General features: G+C 70.5%; 20 protein-coding genes. 7 read left to right on the forward strand and 13 right to left on the reverse strand.

The window, feature by feature from the left end; genetic code table 11:
* Position 1: 1 nt before the first annotated feature.
* Together F3H13_RS00735 and F3H13_RS00740 are read right to left on the reverse strand one after the other, a co-directional pair.
* Complete coding sequence (locus F3H13_RS00735; protein ID WP_149797161.1) at positions 2 to 637, reverse strand: hypothetical protein; 636 nt, start codon at positions 635 to 637, stop codon at positions 2 to 4.
* On the reverse strand, positions 634 to 1,323 hold the full coding sequence (locus F3H13_RS00740) for a hypothetical protein (RefSeq protein ID WP_149797162.1): 690 nt from the start codon (positions 1,321 to 1,323) through the stop codon (positions 634 to 636). The genes F3H13_RS00735 and F3H13_RS00740 overlap by 4 nt, the downstream gene beginning before the upstream one ends.
* Before the next feature lie 123 nt (positions 1,324 to 1,446).
* On the opposite strand from F3H13_RS00740, the gene F3H13_RS00745 reads away from it, so the two are divergent.
* The 5 genes from F3H13_RS00745 to F3H13_RS00765 all read left to right on the forward strand — a co-directional run bounded on the left by F3H13_RS00745 (position 1,447) and on the right by F3H13_RS00765 (position 6,789).
* Complete coding sequence (locus F3H13_RS00745; RefSeq protein WP_149797163.1) at positions 1,447 to 2,247, forward strand: DUF2103 domain-containing protein; 801 nt, start codon at positions 1,447 to 1,449, stop codon at positions 2,245 to 2,247.
* Positions 2,248 to 2,438: 191 nt separating this feature from the next.
* Positions 2,439 to 3,152, forward strand: coding sequence for a LysE family translocator (locus tag F3H13_RS00750; protein WP_149797164.1), 714 nt, complete (start codon positions 2,439 to 2,441; stop codon positions 3,150 to 3,152).
* A 351-nt stretch (positions 3,153 to 3,503) separates the two neighbouring features.
* Positions 3,504 to 4,556 carry an NAD(P)-dependent glycerol-1-phosphate dehydrogenase gene (locus F3H13_RS00755; RefSeq protein WP_149797165.1) on the forward strand — a complete coding sequence of 351 codons (1,053 nt, stop codon included), beginning with the start codon at positions 3,504 to 3,506 and terminating at the stop codon, positions 4,554 to 4,556.
* An 84-nt stretch (positions 4,557 to 4,640) separates the two neighbouring features.
* On the forward strand, positions 4,641 to 5,300 hold the full coding sequence (locus F3H13_RS00760; protein WP_149797166.1) for a DUF420 domain-containing protein: 660 nt from the start codon (positions 4,641 to 4,643) through the stop codon (positions 5,298 to 5,300).
* Between the two features lie 166 nt (positions 5,301 to 5,466).
* Positions 5,467 to 6,789 carry a M28 family peptidase gene (locus F3H13_RS00765; protein ID WP_149797167.1) on the forward strand — a complete coding sequence of 441 codons (1,323 nt, stop codon included), beginning with the start codon at positions 5,467 to 5,469 and terminating at the stop codon, positions 6,787 to 6,789.
* A 61-nt stretch (positions 6,790 to 6,850) separates the two neighbouring features.
* Here F3H13_RS00765 and F3H13_RS00770 read toward each other — a convergent pair whose 3' ends face one another.
* From F3H13_RS00770 to F3H13_RS00810, 9 genes are all read right to left on the reverse strand, one after another.
* On the reverse strand, positions 6,851 to 7,294 hold the full coding sequence (locus tag F3H13_RS00770) for a DUF7313 family protein (protein WP_149797168.1): 444 nt from the start codon (positions 7,292 to 7,294) through the stop codon (positions 6,851 to 6,853).
* Positions 7,295 to 7,388: 94 nt separating this feature from the next.
* Positions 7,389 to 8,135, reverse strand: coding sequence for an NAD(+)/NADH kinase (locus F3H13_RS00775; RefSeq protein ID WP_149797169.1), 747 nt, complete (start codon positions 8,133 to 8,135; stop codon positions 7,389 to 7,391).
* A gap of 113 nt (positions 8,136 to 8,248) precedes the next feature.
* On the reverse strand, positions 8,249 to 8,530 hold the full coding sequence (locus F3H13_RS00780; protein WP_149797170.1) for a DUF7314 family protein: 282 nt from the start codon (positions 8,528 to 8,530) through the stop codon (positions 8,249 to 8,251).
* A gap of 4 nt (positions 8,531 to 8,534) precedes the next feature.
* A complete protein-coding gene (locus tag F3H13_RS00785) occupies positions 8,535 to 8,966 on the reverse strand; it encodes a DUF7315 family membrane protein (RefSeq protein WP_149797171.1) in 432 nt (143 codons plus the stop codon).
* A gap of 95 nt (positions 8,967 to 9,061) precedes the next feature.
* Positions 9,062 to 9,850: a cytochrome b family protein gene (locus F3H13_RS00790; RefSeq protein WP_149797172.1), complete on the reverse strand. Its 789-nt coding sequence runs from the start codon at positions 9,848 to 9,850 to the stop codon at positions 9,062 to 9,064.
* A gap of 4 nt (positions 9,851 to 9,854) precedes the next feature.
* The gene (locus tag F3H13_RS00795) at positions 9,855 to 10,664 is read right to left on the reverse strand and encodes a cytochrome b (protein WP_149797173.1); all 810 of its coding nucleotides are present in this window, start codon (positions 10,662 to 10,664) and stop codon (positions 9,855 to 9,857) included.
* 7 nt (positions 10,665 to 10,671) lie between these two features.
* The gene (locus tag F3H13_RS00800; protein ID WP_004598369.1) at positions 10,672 to 11,061 is read right to left on the reverse strand and encodes a DUF7318 family protein; all 390 of its coding nucleotides are present in this window, start codon (positions 11,059 to 11,061) and stop codon (positions 10,672 to 10,674) included.
* Complete coding sequence (locus tag F3H13_RS00805; RefSeq protein WP_149797174.1) at positions 11,058 to 11,705, reverse strand: halocyanin domain-containing protein; 648 nt, start codon at positions 11,703 to 11,705, stop codon at positions 11,058 to 11,060. The genes F3H13_RS00800 and F3H13_RS00805 overlap by 4 nt, the downstream gene beginning before the upstream one ends.
* A gap of 95 nt (positions 11,706 to 11,800) precedes the next feature.
* Entirely contained in the window at positions 11,801 to 12,724 is a 924-nt protein-coding gene (locus tag F3H13_RS00810; RefSeq protein ID WP_149797175.1) for a DUF7319 domain-containing protein, read from the reverse strand.
* 137 nt (positions 12,725 to 12,861) lie between these two features.
* On the opposite strand from F3H13_RS00810, the gene F3H13_RS00815 reads away from it, so the two are divergent.
* On the forward strand, positions 12,862 to 13,344 hold the full coding sequence (locus F3H13_RS00815; RefSeq protein ID WP_149797176.1) for a DUF7321 family protein: 483 nt from the start codon (positions 12,862 to 12,864) through the stop codon (positions 13,342 to 13,344).
* A gap of 118 nt (positions 13,345 to 13,462) precedes the next feature.
* A complete protein-coding gene (locus F3H13_RS00820) occupies positions 13,463 to 14,083 on the forward strand; it encodes an HAD family hydrolase (RefSeq protein WP_149797177.1) in 621 nt (206 codons plus the stop codon).
* Between the two features lie 36 nt (positions 14,084 to 14,119).
* Here the strand turns inward: F3H13_RS00820 and F3H13_RS00825 are convergent, their stop codons facing one another.
* A complete protein-coding gene (locus F3H13_RS00825; RefSeq protein ID WP_149797178.1) occupies positions 14,120 to 14,980 on the reverse strand; it encodes an MBL fold metallo-hydrolase in 861 nt (286 codons plus the stop codon).
* A 3-nt stretch (positions 14,981 to 14,983) separates the two neighbouring features.
* A complete protein-coding gene (locus tag F3H13_RS00830) occupies positions 14,984 to 16,846 on the reverse strand; it encodes a radical SAM protein (RefSeq protein WP_149797179.1) in 1,863 nt (620 codons plus the stop codon).
* Positions 16,847 to 16,902: the final 56 nt, after the last annotated feature.

The following is a 16,902-nucleotide window of genomic DNA, read 5'->3' on the forward strand; positions in this document are numbered from 1 at the left end:
CTCAGCCCTGCGTGCGAGTCAGTAGCTGGTCGCGGACTCGCTCCGCGAGCCCCGACAGGTGCGCCTGCCCGAACAGCCCCACGAGGATCGCGCCGACGGTGTTGTACGTGAGATCGGAGATTGTGTCTTCGAGCCCGTGTTGGGCGAGCGGCATGTCGATCCCGGTCTCGGTGGCGATGATGTCGAGCCCGAACTCGAACAGCTCCCAGAGCACGCCGAACGCCAGCACGACGACGACGATGAAGACGAACGCGAACCGCGACGGGATCCGGATCCCGTCGCTGTGGAGGTCGACCCCCCGGAGCGCCGTGTAGCCTGCGGCCGCGACGACCGAGGCCGAAAGCGAGTGGGTAACGTGGTCCCACCACTCGATTCGCGCGTAGAAGCCGGCGGACCCGACGGTGTGGAGGAAGACGGCGGAGGTGATCCACAGCGCGAGCCACGGGTCGAGCGGGAGGTCGTACCGCCGCTCCGAGGCGGCGGGGATCAGCGTGACGAAGAACCCGATTATCCCGTTGCTTATCGCCTTCTGCTCGCCCGCGAGGAAGCCGTACGCGACGATGCCGACGAGGAGGACCTGCATCGCGCCCGTGAGCCGGCGCTGCGACGCGAGCGAGGGGCGGGGGAGCAGCGTCATCGCCGCATCACCCGCCGGATTGCGCGGCGGAGCACGAGCCCGCGTTGCCGGAAGTAGCCGTCGAAGAGTACCCCGGCCGCGAGCCCGGCCAGCGTGACGTAGATCCACTCGATCATCAGGGCGTCGTTCGTCGTCAGGAACTCGGTGCCGACGCGCTGGTCGAGGTTCCAGCGCAGCACCGTCCACACCGCCGCCGTCGCCAGCGTCGCCAGCACGACGAAGGCGACCGCGAACCAGTGAGTGAGCCGCAGCGTCGTGAACATGTGGAGGTCGACGACGATCACGAGCGCCAGCGCCGCGATGGCGACGTACGTCGCAAACGTCCCCAGCTCGCCGCCGAGGAACACCCGAACCAGGACCGGCAACAGCGCGAGTCCGACCAGCTCGGCCGGGAGCATCGCCCGCCAGTCTCGGGCCGCGGCCGTCGGCGCGAGCACGACCGCGCCGAGGCCGACGACGATCGCCGCCGACAGGAGGTCGTACGCGAGCGCGCTCTCGACGAGGACCCCCGCCAGGACCGCGATCATCGCCCACGCCGCGAGCGCGTTGACCCGCCCGTCGCGGACCAGTCGCGCCAGCCGGTCCTCGACGGACTCCGGCTCGCCGGCGAGCGCGTCGTCGGACTCCGAGTCACCGGGGTCCGCGTCGGCGCCGGCGTCGCCGTCGCGGCGTCGGTCTCCGTCCATGTCCGGTACGGAGGCCGGCGAGGGTTATAAGCTGTCGTTACCGTCCGCCGTCGGACGTACCGATCGGCCGTCGCTCGGCCGCCGAACGGACGCCCTTTTATCTTCCACGACCGTCCGATCGGTATGAACTGCCGGCGGTGTGGGACCCCGTTAGCAAAGCCCGGGGACTACTGTCTGACCTGTAACACCGCCAACGCCGACGCGGTCGTCGCCGAGTTCGAGCCGGACCGCGCGCACCTGACACTGCTCCGCGAGGACGACGTCGTCGGCGAGACGACGGTCACCACGCGACCGGAGGACGAGGAGCGCCTGACCGAGGTCCAGCTGCGGAACTTCGCGGGTCGCGTCGCCGACGAGATCCGCCGGAAGCGCCCCGACACCGTCTACGCCGCCGGCGAGCGCGAGCCGCTGCGCGAGACGCGCGCACAGCTCCACCACGAGTTCTACCGCGTCCCCGACGGAGGCGCGGACGAGAGCGGTCGGGGCGGCGGAACCGCCAGCGACTCCCCGAACGACGGCCCCGAGACGGAGGTGAGCCCGGTCGTCCGATGGGTGCTCGACCGACGGGGCGACCGGTCGCTGGCGGTGGTCGAGACCCCGCCGCGCGAGAAGATCGGCGGGTCGCACTCCACGCTCATCGGCGACCGCAAGGGGCGGAAGGCCGTCCAGACCGTCGCGGAACACCCGCACGTCAAGAAGATCGTTCCCGGCCCCATCGACGCCGGCGGGACGGGCTCGCGGACGGGCCTCCGCGCGAAGGCGACGCGCGCGGGGACGAACGGCAACGTCCGGCTCCTCCTCCGGGACGGCTCCAGCGTCCAGGAGAACCGGATCGTCACCACGGCGATGGACCGCGAGACCGGCGAGCGCGTCCGCGAGGACCTCAACGAGGCGCTCCGCGACGCCGAGCTTCAGGACGCCTAGCCGCGGGACCGACGCGGGCGGAGCGCGTCGTCCCGTCGGGCTCCGCCCGCCCGACCGTGATCGGATCTGTCCCTCGCCGTGATCGGATCTGTCCCTCGATGCGTCGATCTCGGGCGTGCGGCCCGGAATCGACCGCTACCGACCGCCTCTCTGTCGCGAGGTTTTTCACGAAACCGGGCGTTGCGACGGGTGTGAGTACCTTGGTATCGCTCGGTGCGGGCGTCGTCTTCGGCCTGGCGCTCGCGGCGCCGCCCGGCCCGATGAACGCGGTGATCGCGGAGGAGTCGGTCCTCCGCGGCCGTCTCGCCGGCTTTCAAGCCGGGCTCGGGGCGGCGACCGCCGACGCGGTCTTCTTCGTCCTCGCGTACGTGGGGGTCGTCGCGGTCGTGGAGTCGCTCCCGCTGCTCCGAGCGGCGATGGTCGCGGTCGGTGGCGTTTTGATGCTGTACTTCGCGGTCGACGCCGCCCGCGGCGCCCGCGCGTCGTTCCGGCCCACGTCGGGCGACGAGCCGGCGATCGGATCGGGGGAGGGGTTTCGCAAGGCGCTGGTGCTCGCCTTAACGAACCCGTATCAGGTGCTGTTCTGGCTGACCGTCGGCGTCGGGATGCTCCGGCCCGGCGAGCTCGACGTCCTCGCGCGCCTCCCGGTGGTCGGTGCGGACCTGGCGGGGACGTTCGTCGTGGCCACCGGCTCGCCGGCGCTCATCGGCGGCTTCTTCCTCGGCGTGCTGACGTGGATCGTGGGGTTCCCGACCGGTCTCGTCGCCGCCGAACGCCGGATCGAGACGCTCGCGCCGGTCGTCGCGATCGGCTCGGCGATCGTCCTCGCCGGCTTCGGCGTTTACTTCCTCTACGACGCGGCGACGACGATAGACGCGCTGGCGCTCCTCGCCGGAGTCGTGTGAGTGGCGTGGGGTCGACCAGAGCGCGGACGAAGCGGCCGCGACGCCGGGGTCGCTGTCGCTTACTTATAAACGGCTGCTGGCGAGGCGAGGGCGAACGCCGTTGAATCCCAACCGTTCGCTTATAAACACCTGATAACAGATCGGCGGAGAACACCGCCAAAGCCCCAGCCGAGAGGACGCCGGTGGCGGCCGCTCGGAGGCGCGCCACCGCGTCGGACGCGGTGCGCGTTGTCTATTTATACGTAGCTGCCGCGATCCGGCTCGGTCCGCGGCGGCGGGTTCCGCTTCGCGGGCTCGGCGATCCGTTCGAAAATCCGCATCTTCTAGACCCTCCGGTCGCGTATCTGAGCCATGTTCGAGAAGACGACGTGGATCAAGCTCCCGCGCAACGTCCTCGTCGGGCACGACGTCATCGACGACCTCGGGGAGGCGGTCGGCGAGCTGTACCTCACGGGGCGGCCGCTGATCGTGACGAGCCCGACGCCCAACGAGATCGCCGGCGACCGCGTCCGGGCGCAGTTCGACGACCCGGCGACCGCGGTCGTCGAGGACGCCTCCTTCGCCGCGGTCGAGGAGCTCACCGAGACCGCCGAGGCGGTCGACCCGGGCTACCTGATCGCCTTGGGCGGCGGCAAGCCCATCGACATCGCGAAGATGGCCGCCGACCACCTGGACGTCGGCTTCGTCTCCGTCCCGACGGTCGCCTCCCACGACGGTATCGTCTCGGGGCGCTCCTCGATCCCCGAAGGGGACACGCGCCACTCCGTCGCCGCCGACCCGCCGCTGGCCGTCGTCGCGGACACGACGCTGCTCGCGGAGGCGCCGTGGCGGCTCACCACCGCGGGCTGTGCCGACATCATCTCGAACTACACCGCCGTGAAGGACTGGCGGCTCGCCCAGCGCCTGCGCAACGTCGAGTACAGCGAGTACGCCGGCGCGCTCTCGGAGATGACCGCGGAGCTCCTCGTCGAGAACGCCGACATGATCCGGCCCGGCCTAGAGGAGTCCGCGTGGGTGGTCGTGAAGGCGCTCGTCTCCTCCGGCGTCGCGATGTCCATCGCCGGCTCCTCGCGGCCCGCCTCCGGGGCGGAGCACCTCATCTCTCACCAGCTCGACCGCATCGCGCCCGGCAAGGCGCTCCACGGACACCAGGTCGGCGTCGCCTCGATCATGACCGAGTACCTCCACAGCGGCGAGAACGGGCGGTGGAGCGCCATCCGCGACGCCCTCGACGAGCTCGACGCCCCCACGACCGCGAGCGAGCTGGGGATCGACGACGCGGAGCTGCTCGCCGCCCTGACGAGCGCCCACGAGATCCGCGACCGCTACACCATCCTCCAGGGCGGGATCAACGAGGAGGCCGCGGTCGAGGTCGCGACCGCGACGGGCGTCATCGAGCGGTAGTCCCGCCGGGGCGAGAGCGGGCGAAACCTCCCGACCGGCGGGAGGACCCGAAGCCGACTTATCGCTCCGCTCCCTCCCTCCGATATGTCTACCGCCAGCGTTCGCGAGCGGGCGAAAGAGCGGGCCACCGCGATAACCGTCCTCCTCACCGTCGTCGGCTACGGCGCCGTCGGCGGCGTCTTCCTCGTCCCCGAGTTCCAGGCGCTGTTCCCGACGCTCACGAAGGGGACGGTCGACCTGCTCGCGCACGCCATCGCCGCCGTCAACACGGTCGCCGTGCTCACCCTCTCGCTCGGCTGGTACTGGATCCGCAACGACGAGGTGAAGAAACACGCCGCGGCGATGACGACCTCCTTCGGTCTCATCCTCCTCTTCCTCGCGATGTACCTCCCGAAAGTCGCCGGCGGCGGCACCAAGGAGTTCGTGCTGGACTCCTCGTACGCGTGGGTCCCGCTGTGGGACTGGGTGTACCCCGCGTACCTGATCATGCTCGCGATCCACATCCTGCTCTCGGTCGTCTCCGTGCCCGTCGTCCTCTACGCCATCGTCCTCGGGCTCACGCACAGCGAGCAGGAGCTGCGCACCGAGACGCCCCACCGGCGCGTCGGGCGGATCGCGGCGAGCGCGTGGATCCTCTCGCTCGCGCTCGGGGTCGTCACCTACCTTCTCTTAAACCACCTGTACGACTCGACGTTCGCGGCCGCCGAGGCCGCGACGGTCCTTCTGCCGGTCGTTCCGGTCTGAGCGGCTCTCCCCGCCTAACCGCCCCGTCACCCGGCCGCTCCGCCGCCCAACCGGCACGCTCCCGCCGCCCAACCGGCACGCCCCCGCCGCCCCACCCTCGCCGCCCGGTTCCGGCCGCCCCCGCCGCCACCGAAACGCTTGAGCGGCGGCCGCGACACCCCTACCCATGACACAGTGGATCGGCGAGACGTTCACGAGCGACGCGGGCTGGAACCACCTCCTCAACCTCGTCGACGTCGGCGACCGGATGGCCGGCTCGGCGGGCGAGCGCGAGGCCCTAGAGCTGACCCGCGACGCGTTTGCCGACGCGGGCGCGCGGAACGCGGCGATCGAGGAGTTCGAGATCCAGGGCTGGGAGCGCGGCGACAGCGCGGTCCGGGACGCGGCGACGGGCGAACCGGTCGCGGTCGGCCCGAACGAGTGTATCGCGCTGCCGCGCAGCCCGAGCGGCGAGGCGAGCGGCGAGTTCGTCGACCTCGGCTACGGGATTCCAGAAGACTTCGAGGCCGACCTCAACGGGAAGGTCGTGATGGTCTCGTCGGACACCCCCGACGCCGTCGACCGGTTCATCCACCGTCGCGAGAAGTACTACCGCGCCGTCGACGCCGGCGCCGCCGCCTTCGTCTTCGCCAACCACGTCGAGGGGACGCTCCCGCCGACCGGGAGCGTCGGGACCGCGGACGCGCCGATCGGGGCGGTCCCGGCGGTCGGCGTCTCGAAGGAGACCGGCGCCCGGCTCGCGCGACGGAACGAGGGCGACGACCTCACCGTCGCGGTCGACTGTAAGACGCCGACGGCGACGAGCGGGAACGCCGTCGCCGAGTTGGGGCCCGACACCGACGAACACCTGATCGTCTCCTCGCACGTCGACGCCCACGACCTCGCGGAGGGGGCGATGGACAACGGCGCCGGGACCGCGACGATAGTCGAGGTCGCGCGGGCGCTCGCGGCGCGCGAAGAGGAGCTCGACGTGAAGGTGCGGTTCGCCGCCTTCGGCGCCGAAGAGGTCGGGCTCGTCGGCTCCTCGGTGGCCGCCGAGACCGCCGACCGAGCGGCGGTCCGCGCCGTCGTCAACGTCGACAGCAACGTGTTCGGCCGGACGCTGCGGCTCGACCACCACGATTTCGACGCGCTGGCCGCCGCCGCCGAGCGCGTGAGCGACCGCTTCGACCACCCGATCGCGACGGGGAGCGATCTGGTCCCCCACAGCGACCACTGGCCGTTCGTGAAGCGGGGGATTCCCGGCTACATGGTCTCCGGCGAGACCGAGGGACGCGGCCGCGGCTGGGGCCACACCCACGCCGACACCCTCGACAAGCTGGAGTCGCGCAATCTCCGGGAGCAAGCGATCCTCCTCACCGAGTTGGTCGTCGACCTCGCCGAGGCGGACGCGTCGATCCCCCGCCGAGACACCGACGAGATCGCCGCGGCGCTCGAAGCCGAGGGGAAGGCGACGGGGATGAAGCTCACCGGCGACTGGACGTTCTAAGCAGCGAGCAGAGAGAGGAACCGCAAGCGGCGGAAGAAAGCGCGGTCGGGGGCGGAGTCCGTCAGGCGACGACGAACTGGTTCCAGATCCCTTCGATGAGGAAGAACAGCGCGTAGTACGACGACCACACTAACACGACGAGCGAGGCGGCGATCGAGCTCTTCGGCGCCTCGATCTCCATGTCGTTGCGGGCCTCGACGTTGCGCGCCTCCAGCTCGAAGAAGTCGGCGATGAACATCGCGAGCACGAGCACCGCTAGGATCGTCCCGCTCACCGGCGAGTCGAGGATGAAGAGGAACGAGAGGAGGACGAGCCCGACGTTGGTGAACACGTGCGGAGTGTACGCCTCCACGCTGTCGGCGTCCTGTCCCTGGTCGACGTGTCGCTTGTGCGCGAGGTGCCGCGTCGCGAGGTTCGCGACGGTCATCACGAAGATCGCGTACGGCAGCGCCGGCCCGGCGGCCGCCAGCCAGCCGAGGGGAACGAGGAACTGCAGTGGGTCCATATCCACCATTTCCGTTCACGACGTATTAGAGTGTTTCCGATCGCTGCGCTCGCGTCAGGGGCGCGAACGCGGCGACGGTGGGCGAGGCGTCGCCTCACTCGGCCGTCGGCGAGAGGAGATCGACCGTCGCCGCGACCTCGATATCGACCCCGCGGTGCGGCTCGACGGTCCCGCTGCGGGCGCCGTCGATAACAAGCGCGACCGGTTCCTCACCGCGCTCGACCGTGACGCGGACGCCGCCGCTCGCGACCCACGTGTCGGGACGAGTCGTGAACGGCGCCACGGGGACGACCGAGAGGCCGCCGCCGGGCGACACCACCGGGCCGCCGGCCGCAGCCGCGTACCCGTCGCTGCCGAGCGGCGTCGCGACCACAGCGCCGTCCGCGCGCACCGAAACCGACTCGCCGTCGGGGAACCCGATCCCGTACTCGGAGATACGCGCCGGTTCCGCCGTCACGAAGGCGACGTCCGCGGCCGCGAACTGCGGGCGATCGTCGTCCGTGCCGCCGACCGTCAACACCGGATGCTCGACGCGGGCGAACCCGTCGAACGCGGCCGCGTCCCCCCTGACACCGTCGACCACGTCCGCGAGGCGGTTGGCCGCGAGATCGGGGTCGATCGCGTGACGCTCGTCGCCGACCGGGAGGATCGGAACCGAGCGCGAGCCCTCGCTCGCGGCCGCGCGCATCGCGCTCCGGAGCGCGGCCGCACCGACGGCGACGACGGCGTCCGCCGCGGAGCGGTCGACGAGAGGCGCGTCCGCGGCGGTCGCCGCCGATCGGATGGCCGCCGCCGGCTCGCCGCAGCCGAGAACCGCGAGGCGGCGCGTCGGCTCACTCATGCGCAGGGCTGGGGCGAGCGGCGGTGAAAAGCTCTCGGTTCGTCGGCGGGTGCCGACGCGCCGCGGACGGACGAGACGGAAGGGTCAGAGAAGCGAGACGAGCGGTTTCGCGGTCAGTTCGCGGCCGCGTCGTCGTCGCCGTTGAGAGCCTCGCGGAGCTGGCGGCTGGCGGGGATGAGCACCCAGAACGTCAACGCGCCGATGACCATCAGCCAGAAGAACACGTCGCCCGCGAGCAGGCCGGCCTCGCCGTACGCCGTGTTCACGCCCTCCGCCGGGTTCACGAGCTGTGACACCTGGTAGTATGACGGTGTCCGGTACCAGCCGCCGAAGGTGATCCACCCGAGACCGCCGATCGCGAACAGGGCGAAGCCCTTCATGAACTCGTCTGCCATTATCTCACGTTTCGCTGGGGTCGTCTTGAGACTTTCCCATCTCTTGTCCGCGGAACCGGGTCCCGAGCACGTACACGGCGGTCCCGAGGACGATGAAGCCCACGCCGGTGATCGCCAGTATCGCCACGAGTACGTCTTCGGGGGGCAAGATCCCGGCGCTGTCGAGCAGGTAGACGATCGTCGTCCGGATAAAGCTGATCTGGAGCGTCGCAGCGTCGATGAGCGTGAACCCGACGAAGTAGGTGACGACCGCGGCCAGCGTCGAGAAGACGGTGACGGCCTTGTACAGCCGGAAGGGGACGACGACCTCTCGGCCGCTCGATCCCTCTCGCGGGCCCGTCGGTTCGTTGCGCGGGTCGGCGTCGTCGTCGGTCGCGATCGGATCGCCGGTCTCGTCGAACGACTGCGAGGAGTCGCCGTCTGTTGAGGATGACATTGGTATACGGAGCGTCGGAACGGCGGGAGCGGGGCCCGGAACGGGAGCCCGGTCGCGCCTCGGTCGCTTTACCGCGGCGGAGTGGTTTCGGCCGCTTACTTCGGCGGCCGCAGCATGTAGTACCGGCGGTTGAGGTCGTACATGTACCCCTCGCGCATCGTCTTCAACACCGCGTAGGTGATCACGCCGCCCGCGACCGGGAGCATGAACACGAGCGAGAACAGCAGCTCGAGCGGGACCGGGAAGAAGTTCTGGATGGCGAGCACCGCAAGCGTGATCGCCAGGATGACGCCGGCCACACCGAGCGCGGCCCAGCCCGGCTCCTCGACGGGGCGCCGCGCGTTCCCCTTGTTGAGGAAGGGAACGAGCGTGATGACGCCGAAGATGGCGCCGTGGGCGATGAGCCCGAGCAGCTCGTTCGACATGACGATGTTGCCGCCCAGCACCGCGAGGTCCGGGTTGATCGGGTCGAGCTTCAGCAGGCCGAACGACCAGTAGAGGTACCAGTCGGGGAGGATGATGGCCGGCGTCGAGCCGGGGTTGGCCGGATCGCCGAAGTGCCCCGGCATGATCGAAGCCACGAGGAGCATGATCCCGAGGAAAAAGGACGTGATCGCGAGGTTCCGGATCGTCTCGTGGGGCCACGTCGGGAAGCCGAGCACGTCGCGCTCGACGTACGTCGACTCCGTACGGAGGTCTTCGTCCTCGCGCCGGGAGCGCTCGAAGTACTGGTAGGTGAGCTGGGCGAGCCCCTGGCTCCGCTCTTTCCGCTCGGACCAGGTCGGCGTCTCGTCGTCCGGCGGGACCGTCGCCGGCGGGCCGCCGTCGGTGCGCGCCTCCTCGTCGGTGCCTCCGTCCGTCATGGGGGTGGTGTCGTCGGTCATTGGATTAGTGCGGCTCCGCGATGCCCTGCACCCAGACGATGCCGACGTGGATCGCGATGAGCGCGGTGACCACGAACGGCAGCACGAACACGTGCAGGATGTACATTCTCACGAGCGTCGCCTGTCCGAGGGTGAAGCCGCCGAACAGCAGCTGGGCCGCCCACTCGCCGATTATCGGGGTCGCGAGCGCCAGTTCGACGCCGATCTGCGCCGCCCAGAAGGACAGCTGCTTCCACGGGAGGACGTACCCAGAGAAGCCAAACAAAAGCGTCAGGGCGATGAGGACGACGCCGAGGATCCAGTTGACCTCGCGCGGCTCCTTGTACGCGCCGGTGAAGTAGACGCGCAGCATGTGGAGGAACACCGCGGCCACCATGAACTGCGCCGACCAGCGGTGGATCGACCGGAGCATGAAGCCGAACTGGACGTCCGTCATGATCATCACCATCGAGTCGTACGCCGCGGTGGGGTCGCCCTGCGCGGCCGCGCCGGCGGTCGACGGGGCGTAGTAGAACCCGAGCAGCGCGCCGGACACTGCCGCGAGCAGGTACGCGATGATAGAGAGGGACCCGAGCGAGTACAGCGGGTACCAGTACCAGAACTTGTTGTCGAGGTCGTACTGCTCGGTGTGGCTCTTCGGCATCTGGAGGTTGGCGCGGTAGTACATCGTCTCCAGCAGCTCGAGGTAGTCGACGATGCGGAGCCGCTTGTCCAGCCAGATGAGCGTGGTCAGGAACGCCGTCTCGATCGCGGTGAGGTCCTGACTCTTGAGCCACGCGTTGTGGTCCATATCGTCTTGTTTTTTCAGGCTCATTGTCGAATCACTTCTTGTAGTACGGGTACACCGCGCGCTTCAGCGTCTCGGCGAGTCCGCCGGTGTCGATTCCCTTGCCCTCCTTGTCCTCTTCGCGGACGTACAGGTCCTCCCACTTGCGGCGGCGCTTCTTCACGATCATCACGTCCGGGAGGAACTCCTTCCGGTACAACAGGAGGATGAACGCGAGATCAATAAAGATGAAGGCCAACAGCGCGCCGACGTACATGTTCCCGGCCTCCGTCGAGGCCCACGCGGACATCAGTCCGTAGGTGAACAGCGCGACGAAGACGACCTCGATGACGGTGAGGAGGACGATCGCAATCGCGGCGGCGGTGCTCTCGCGGGCCGGCTCGTACCGGTGGATATCGCCGTACGAGGAGCCGCCGGAACTCATCTCGCACCTCCGTGGCCGGTGTGGGCGGACTCGCCGTACTTGAGCATGTAGAACGTGAACACGAACGTCAGCCCGATGCCGAGGATCGCGGAGATGCCGACCCAGTGGGCGTGGAGCGGCACGCCGACCTTGGCGATGTCCTCCGGCCACCCGGTGTTCGCGCCGCCGACCTCGACCGTTTCGACGTCCTCGCCGACGGCGATACCGCCGTGCATGCCGACCGCGGTGTGGGGGACGCAGTGGTAGTGAGTGATACCGGCGTCCTCGCCAGCGGTCTCGTACTCGTATGTGTACCCCTCCTCGCCGACCGGGTCGCCGCTGTCGAGGGCGGCCGGGCCGCCGTCGTCGACCGTCTGGACGTTGTGGTCGCCGCCGTTTCCGGTCCACTCCCAGACGATGGTCGTCCCCTCGTCGACCCACACTAGGGTCGGGTCGAACGCGAGGCCGTCACTGCCGGCACCGACCGAAATGGTCACTTCGTCTTGGCCGCGGGCGTCGGTGTACGACCCGACGTTCCCGTCGGCCGCCCCGCTCGGCCAGTCGGGCTGTACCTCCTGTGCGGCCACCGTTCCGGTCGCCCCGGCGGAGGCCGCGACGGCGGCGGTCGCGCCGCCGGCCGTCCGCACGAAGTCCCGCCTTTTCATACAGACTCACTCAGGACGGGGTTCGCTTAAACCCACCGACTGAAACCGCCAACACGGAGGAGGCTTCGGGGGCTGAAACCGCCGAAATCGGCGGATTACGCGTCTCGGTCACGATCGGTTGCGGCGGCCTCCTCGTCGGTCACCACGCCGTCCTCGACGGGGACGAACTCGGGCCGCTCTTTCGCCTCGCGGAGCGCGCGCAGACGGTCCCGGTACTCCTCCGAACGGAACCGGTCCGAGAGCCGCGCGTTCGCCACCATCGCGAACAGGAAGACGCCGACCAAGAGGAAGACGATCCCCATCGCGGGGGCGACGATGGTTCCGAGGTCGGCCACGGCGCTCGCGACGAGGAGCGCCGCGCCGGCGAGCACCTGAACCGCCGCGACGGCCTGTATCACGAGGTTGCCGAACTCGCCTGACCCCTCCGGGACGCTGTCCGGGTGCGGGAGCGACCAGTCGTCCGGCGGCTCGGGCACCTCGTACGAGTCCATCGCCGCCAGCGCGACGACCGGCTCGATGTCCCGGAGGACCGTCCCCTCGCCGCGGACCTGACCCGTGGGGCTGATGATCGCGTACCCCTCGTCGGAGTAGACGAGGATACGCTCCTCGCCGTCCTCGCGGACGCGCTCGAGGACGCCGAACACGTCTCGGGTCGCGATCCGCGACTTCAGTTCGGCGTCGACGCGGTCGAGGAGCCTGTCGCCGGTGATCCACGTGTCGGGGTCGAAGGCGGCGTCCCACTCCTCGGCGCTCATCTGAGCCATGTCCGACGGCCCAAAGTCGTCGAAGTCGTACTCCGACTCGACGCGCTCGCGGAGGGCCTCGATGTCGGTCTCGTCCGCCCGAGTCCGGTCGGCGTCGGCGGGCGAAGCGCCTCCCGCCGGAGTCCCGTCGGCGTCGCCGTCCGGAGATCCGTCGTCTCCGGTCGCCGAGTCCGGGTCTCTCGGACCGTCGGGCGCCGGATCGGCAGACTCCTCCGGCGGCGACTCCGACTCTGACCGCGTCGAGGTGTCCTCCATCGGCTCGGTGTACGTGCTCCTGACGCTAACTGTTTTCGTCCGCGCCCGGCCGCCGAGAACCCGGGACCGCACGCCGAGCGGCGGGAGTCCGGGCACGGATCGCGGGGCTTTACGCGCCGGAGCACGTAGCCGCGGACATGGTCGACGAGTCGGTCATCGCGGCGCTCGCCGGGATGTCCGTGACGACGAGCCTCCCCTTCCTGCTGTACGGCGCCTGGATCATGATCGACGCGGAGACGGTGTCGTGGAACGTGCTGATGCGGCACCTGCGGTACATCGTCGCGGGGCTGGTGCTCACGACGGTCCCCATCGTCGGGTGGATGATCCCGCGCGTCCTCGACCAGCTGACGGGGATGGCGATCCTCCACGCGTTCTTCGGCGTTCAGGCGTACGCCCTTCTGGCGTTCGCGCTCACCGGGATCGTGCGGATCTTCCAGGCGAAGCGGAACGCGGACGCCTACGAGGACCTCGACGTCGACATCGACGAGATCCACGAGGACATGGGCCACTGGCGGAAGCGGCTCCGCGCCGGCGTCGCCGGCTTCATGCTGCTGTGGCTGTGCGCGTGGGTAACTGGGCTCTACCGCCTGTACACGCTCCACCTCGCGTCGATGATCTGACGGCGGCGCGGGGGCGACTCGCATCGATGATCTGACCGGGACCCGCCGGCGGAGCCACCGCGACGCCCGCCCCCGCGACCGACAGCTTCAATCCGCGTTTGGCCCTAACGGTGGTATCGTGGCAGTCACCTTCGATCTCTTCGGGACCCTCGTCGACGTCGAGTACCCGTCCGACCCGGCGGAAGCGGTCGCGCGCGAACTGGAGTCCCGCGGCGTGCCGGTCCCCGACGACTGGCACGTCGCGTACGGGGAACGGCACGTCGAGGCGCCGGCCGGCGCAGAGGTCCCCCTCCCCGCGCACGTCGCCCGCGCGCTCGACTCCCGCGGCGTCGACGCGGATCAGAACGTCGCCAGACACGCCGTGATCGCGGCGTTCGACCCGGACGTGACCCGACGCGACGGCGCGCTCGACGCGGTCCGGGGCGCGGGCGAGCGCGGCCCGGTCGGGCTGCTCTCGAACTGCGCGGTCCCCGAACTCGTCCCGCGGACGCTGATCCGCGCCGGCCTCCGCGGCGAGTTCGATGCGGTCACGACGAGCGTCGGCTGCGGCTGGCGCAAGCCGCACCCCTCGGCGTTCGAAGCCGCGGCGGAGGCGCTCGGCGCGACCACGACCGGGCTCGTCCACGTCGGCGACGACCCGGAGACGGACGGCGGGATCGTCGCTGCCGGCGGTCGCTTCGTCGACGTGACGGAGACGCCGCTGTCCGAGGTCGTCGGCGAACTCGAAGCAGAGCAGTAGGCGGCTCGCCGGGGGAGAGGACGGCGATATCCCGAGTCAGTCGAGTCCGTGGTCCGCCAGTCGCGCGCGCCACGCCTCGTCGACCCGTCCCTCGGCGACCAGCTTCTCGACGTGCGCGGCGACCGTCGCCAGCGCGAGGTCCCGCACGCCGGAGAGGTCCTTCGCGTAGGCGCCGTCGACGACCGCGTCGAGGTCCGCGGCGCCGCCGTCGATCGCGGCGATCACGTCGCGCTCGCGGGCCAGCCGATGATCGATCAGACGGTCGCACACCGCCGTGGGGTCGTCGATCGCGGGCCCGTGTCCGGGAAGGAGTCGGTCGTAGCCGGCGTCGCGCACACGTTCGAGGCTCGCAAGGTACGCCGAGAGGTCCCCCTCCGGCGCGGCGACCGCGACGCTCCCCTCGGCGACGGCGAGGTCGCCGCAGCACAGCGCGGACCGGGTCGACGGCTCCCCCGCTTCGGGCCCGCCGACCGCGAACCCGACGTGGTCCGGCGCGTGTCCCGGCGCGTCGACGACGCGGACCCCGGTGTCGCCGACCGTCTCGCCCGGCGCGACCGTCTCGTCAGGGGCGACCCCGGCCGCCGCGGCGAACCGGTCCGCGTGGCCCTCGCGCGCGACGACCGTCGCGTCGGTTAGCGCCGCGTAGTCGGCGACCGCGCCGACGTGGTCCGGATGGGCGTGAGTGACCGCGATCGCGTCGATCGATGGACCGGCCGCGTCGGCCGACCCCCGCTCCGCGAGCGCGGCGTCGAGCGCGTCGGTCCGGCTCGCCGGGTCGACGAGGACCCTATCGAGGAGGTACGCGTTCGTGGTCCCGCCCGGGGCGCGGGTGTCGACGGGGACCTCGATCCGGGTGACTGCGGGGTCGTCGACCGATCTCGGCCCGTCGCCCGCCATCGCTCAGTCCCCGCGGCCGAGCGACGACCGCGCGGCCGGGCCGGGGCCGGATCCGGGCCGGTCGCGGCCGGGGATCGGCACGTCGGTGTCGCCGGCGACGGCGTACGCCGCGAGGTCGACGGTCCCCGGAGCGACCGCGTCGACGGCCTCGACGGAGTCGTAGGGCCGTCCGACCACCACGTCGCCGGCCGTGCTCCGGTTGATCCCGGGGATCGCGGTGAGCTCGTCCATCGAGGCCGCGTTGACGTCGAGGGGGTACGGCACGCCCGTCACGGAGCGGTAGCCGTGGTCGGTGATCGCCACGTCGATGCTGGTGCCCAGCTCGCGCTCCCCCGGGACCGCGACGAGGAGCGCGTAGGTGCCGAGCTGGCGCCCGAACGTCTTGCCGTCCTGATGGTACTCCAGGTGGACGTCGGGGAGGACAGTTCCCGGCGGGACGACGCGGTCGAGCATCGGGTTGTCGATGGTCTCGCGCACCTCCCGCTTGTACGCCTGGAACTGCTCTTTGTGCTCCTGCGCGATATCGGCGCCCGTCTCGGCCATCTCCGTGCCCGCGAACGCCATCACCTGCCGGATGTTGATCCGGCGGAGCATCAGCCCCTCGTCGTACACTGTCTGGAGGAACTCCTTGTTGTGTTCGTACGTCTCGGGGCGCTCGCCGGTCAGGCCGTGGACGAGGTTGATCCCGGGGAGGAGCTTCGGCAGCCGCGGCGAGGCGTCCGGACCGGTGGAGGGACCGGTGACGCGGGTGGTGTCACCGGGCGTCGTCTCCGGGGTGTCGCCCGGGCGCCAGCCGCCCTCCTCGTTGACGACGCGGACGGCCTCTAAACACTCCTCGGCGGTGACGAGCAGGTTGTTCTCCTCTTGGACGACCGGGTCGGCCGATTCGAGCCCGAACGCCGCCGTGTCGCCGGGCGTGTTGTGCGCGGCGATGACGCGGATCGCCTCCCGCGACGCCTCGGGGTAGTCCGTGATCGTCACGGGGTTCATGTTGTCGAGGTGGAGCGTCCGGAGGTCGGGCGCGACCTCGCGGATCCCGCCGTACAGCTCACGAAGCGCGTCGGGGTCCGGCGCCTCGCCGTCGCCGCCGAACGCGAGGATGTCGGCCTGCCGGCCGAGCCGGAAGTGCCGAACGCCGCGGTCGGAGAGCGCGTCGACCTCGTCGACGACCGAGCGCGGCGCGCGGAACGCCGGGTCGCCGTACAGCGGCTCCGTACAGAACGAGCAGCGGTACGCGCACCCGCGAGAGGTCTCCATCTCGCAGATGAGGTAGTTCGGGTGGTTCGGGTGCTGCTCGACGACGAACGCCCCCCGCCGGGCCCAGCGGTCTACCTCCTCGTTCGTCCGCATCCGGTTGCCGTACCCCTCTAACCCCTCGCGGACGAGGTCGTGGGCCGCGGCCTCGACGTCGCCCATCGCGACGAAGTCGTAGTCGAGGTCGTCCCGCTGCGTCTCCTGTGCGCCCGCGTTCTCCTCGCCGACCCCGAACCGTACCGGGCCGCCGAGCAGCGTCACGCCGTCGGCCGTCCAGCCGAGCTCGCGCACCTCGTCTGGCTCCGCGGGGGTCCCACCGACGTACTTCCCGGGCACCGTCATCCCGCCGACGTACACCATGAGGTCCGCGTCCGCGACGTCGGCGTGTTTCGACCGGTCCTCGCGGAGCTCGTCGATGGTGTGGTAGGTGATCTGCGACTCCGGGACGCCGGCGTCGACGAGCGCGCCCGCCGTGTACCGGGGGTACGTCGAGAGGTACGGCGGGACGCCGAAGTGGGCCGGCTCGTCGACGTACCCGTCGACGATGGTGACGGAGAGGTCGTTCGGGTCGGCCGGGAGCGACCCCCGGGCCGACGCGGGCGAATCGGTCATGTTACCCTCCGTACTCGGCCGAGACGGGAAAAGCGTGCGGAAGGTCGGCCGGGAGG

The organism is Halorubrum xinjiangense (genome assembly GCF_900102375.1).
Lineage (GTDB): Archaea > Halobacteriota > Halobacteria > Halobacteriales > Haloferacaceae > Halorubrum > Halorubrum xinjiangense.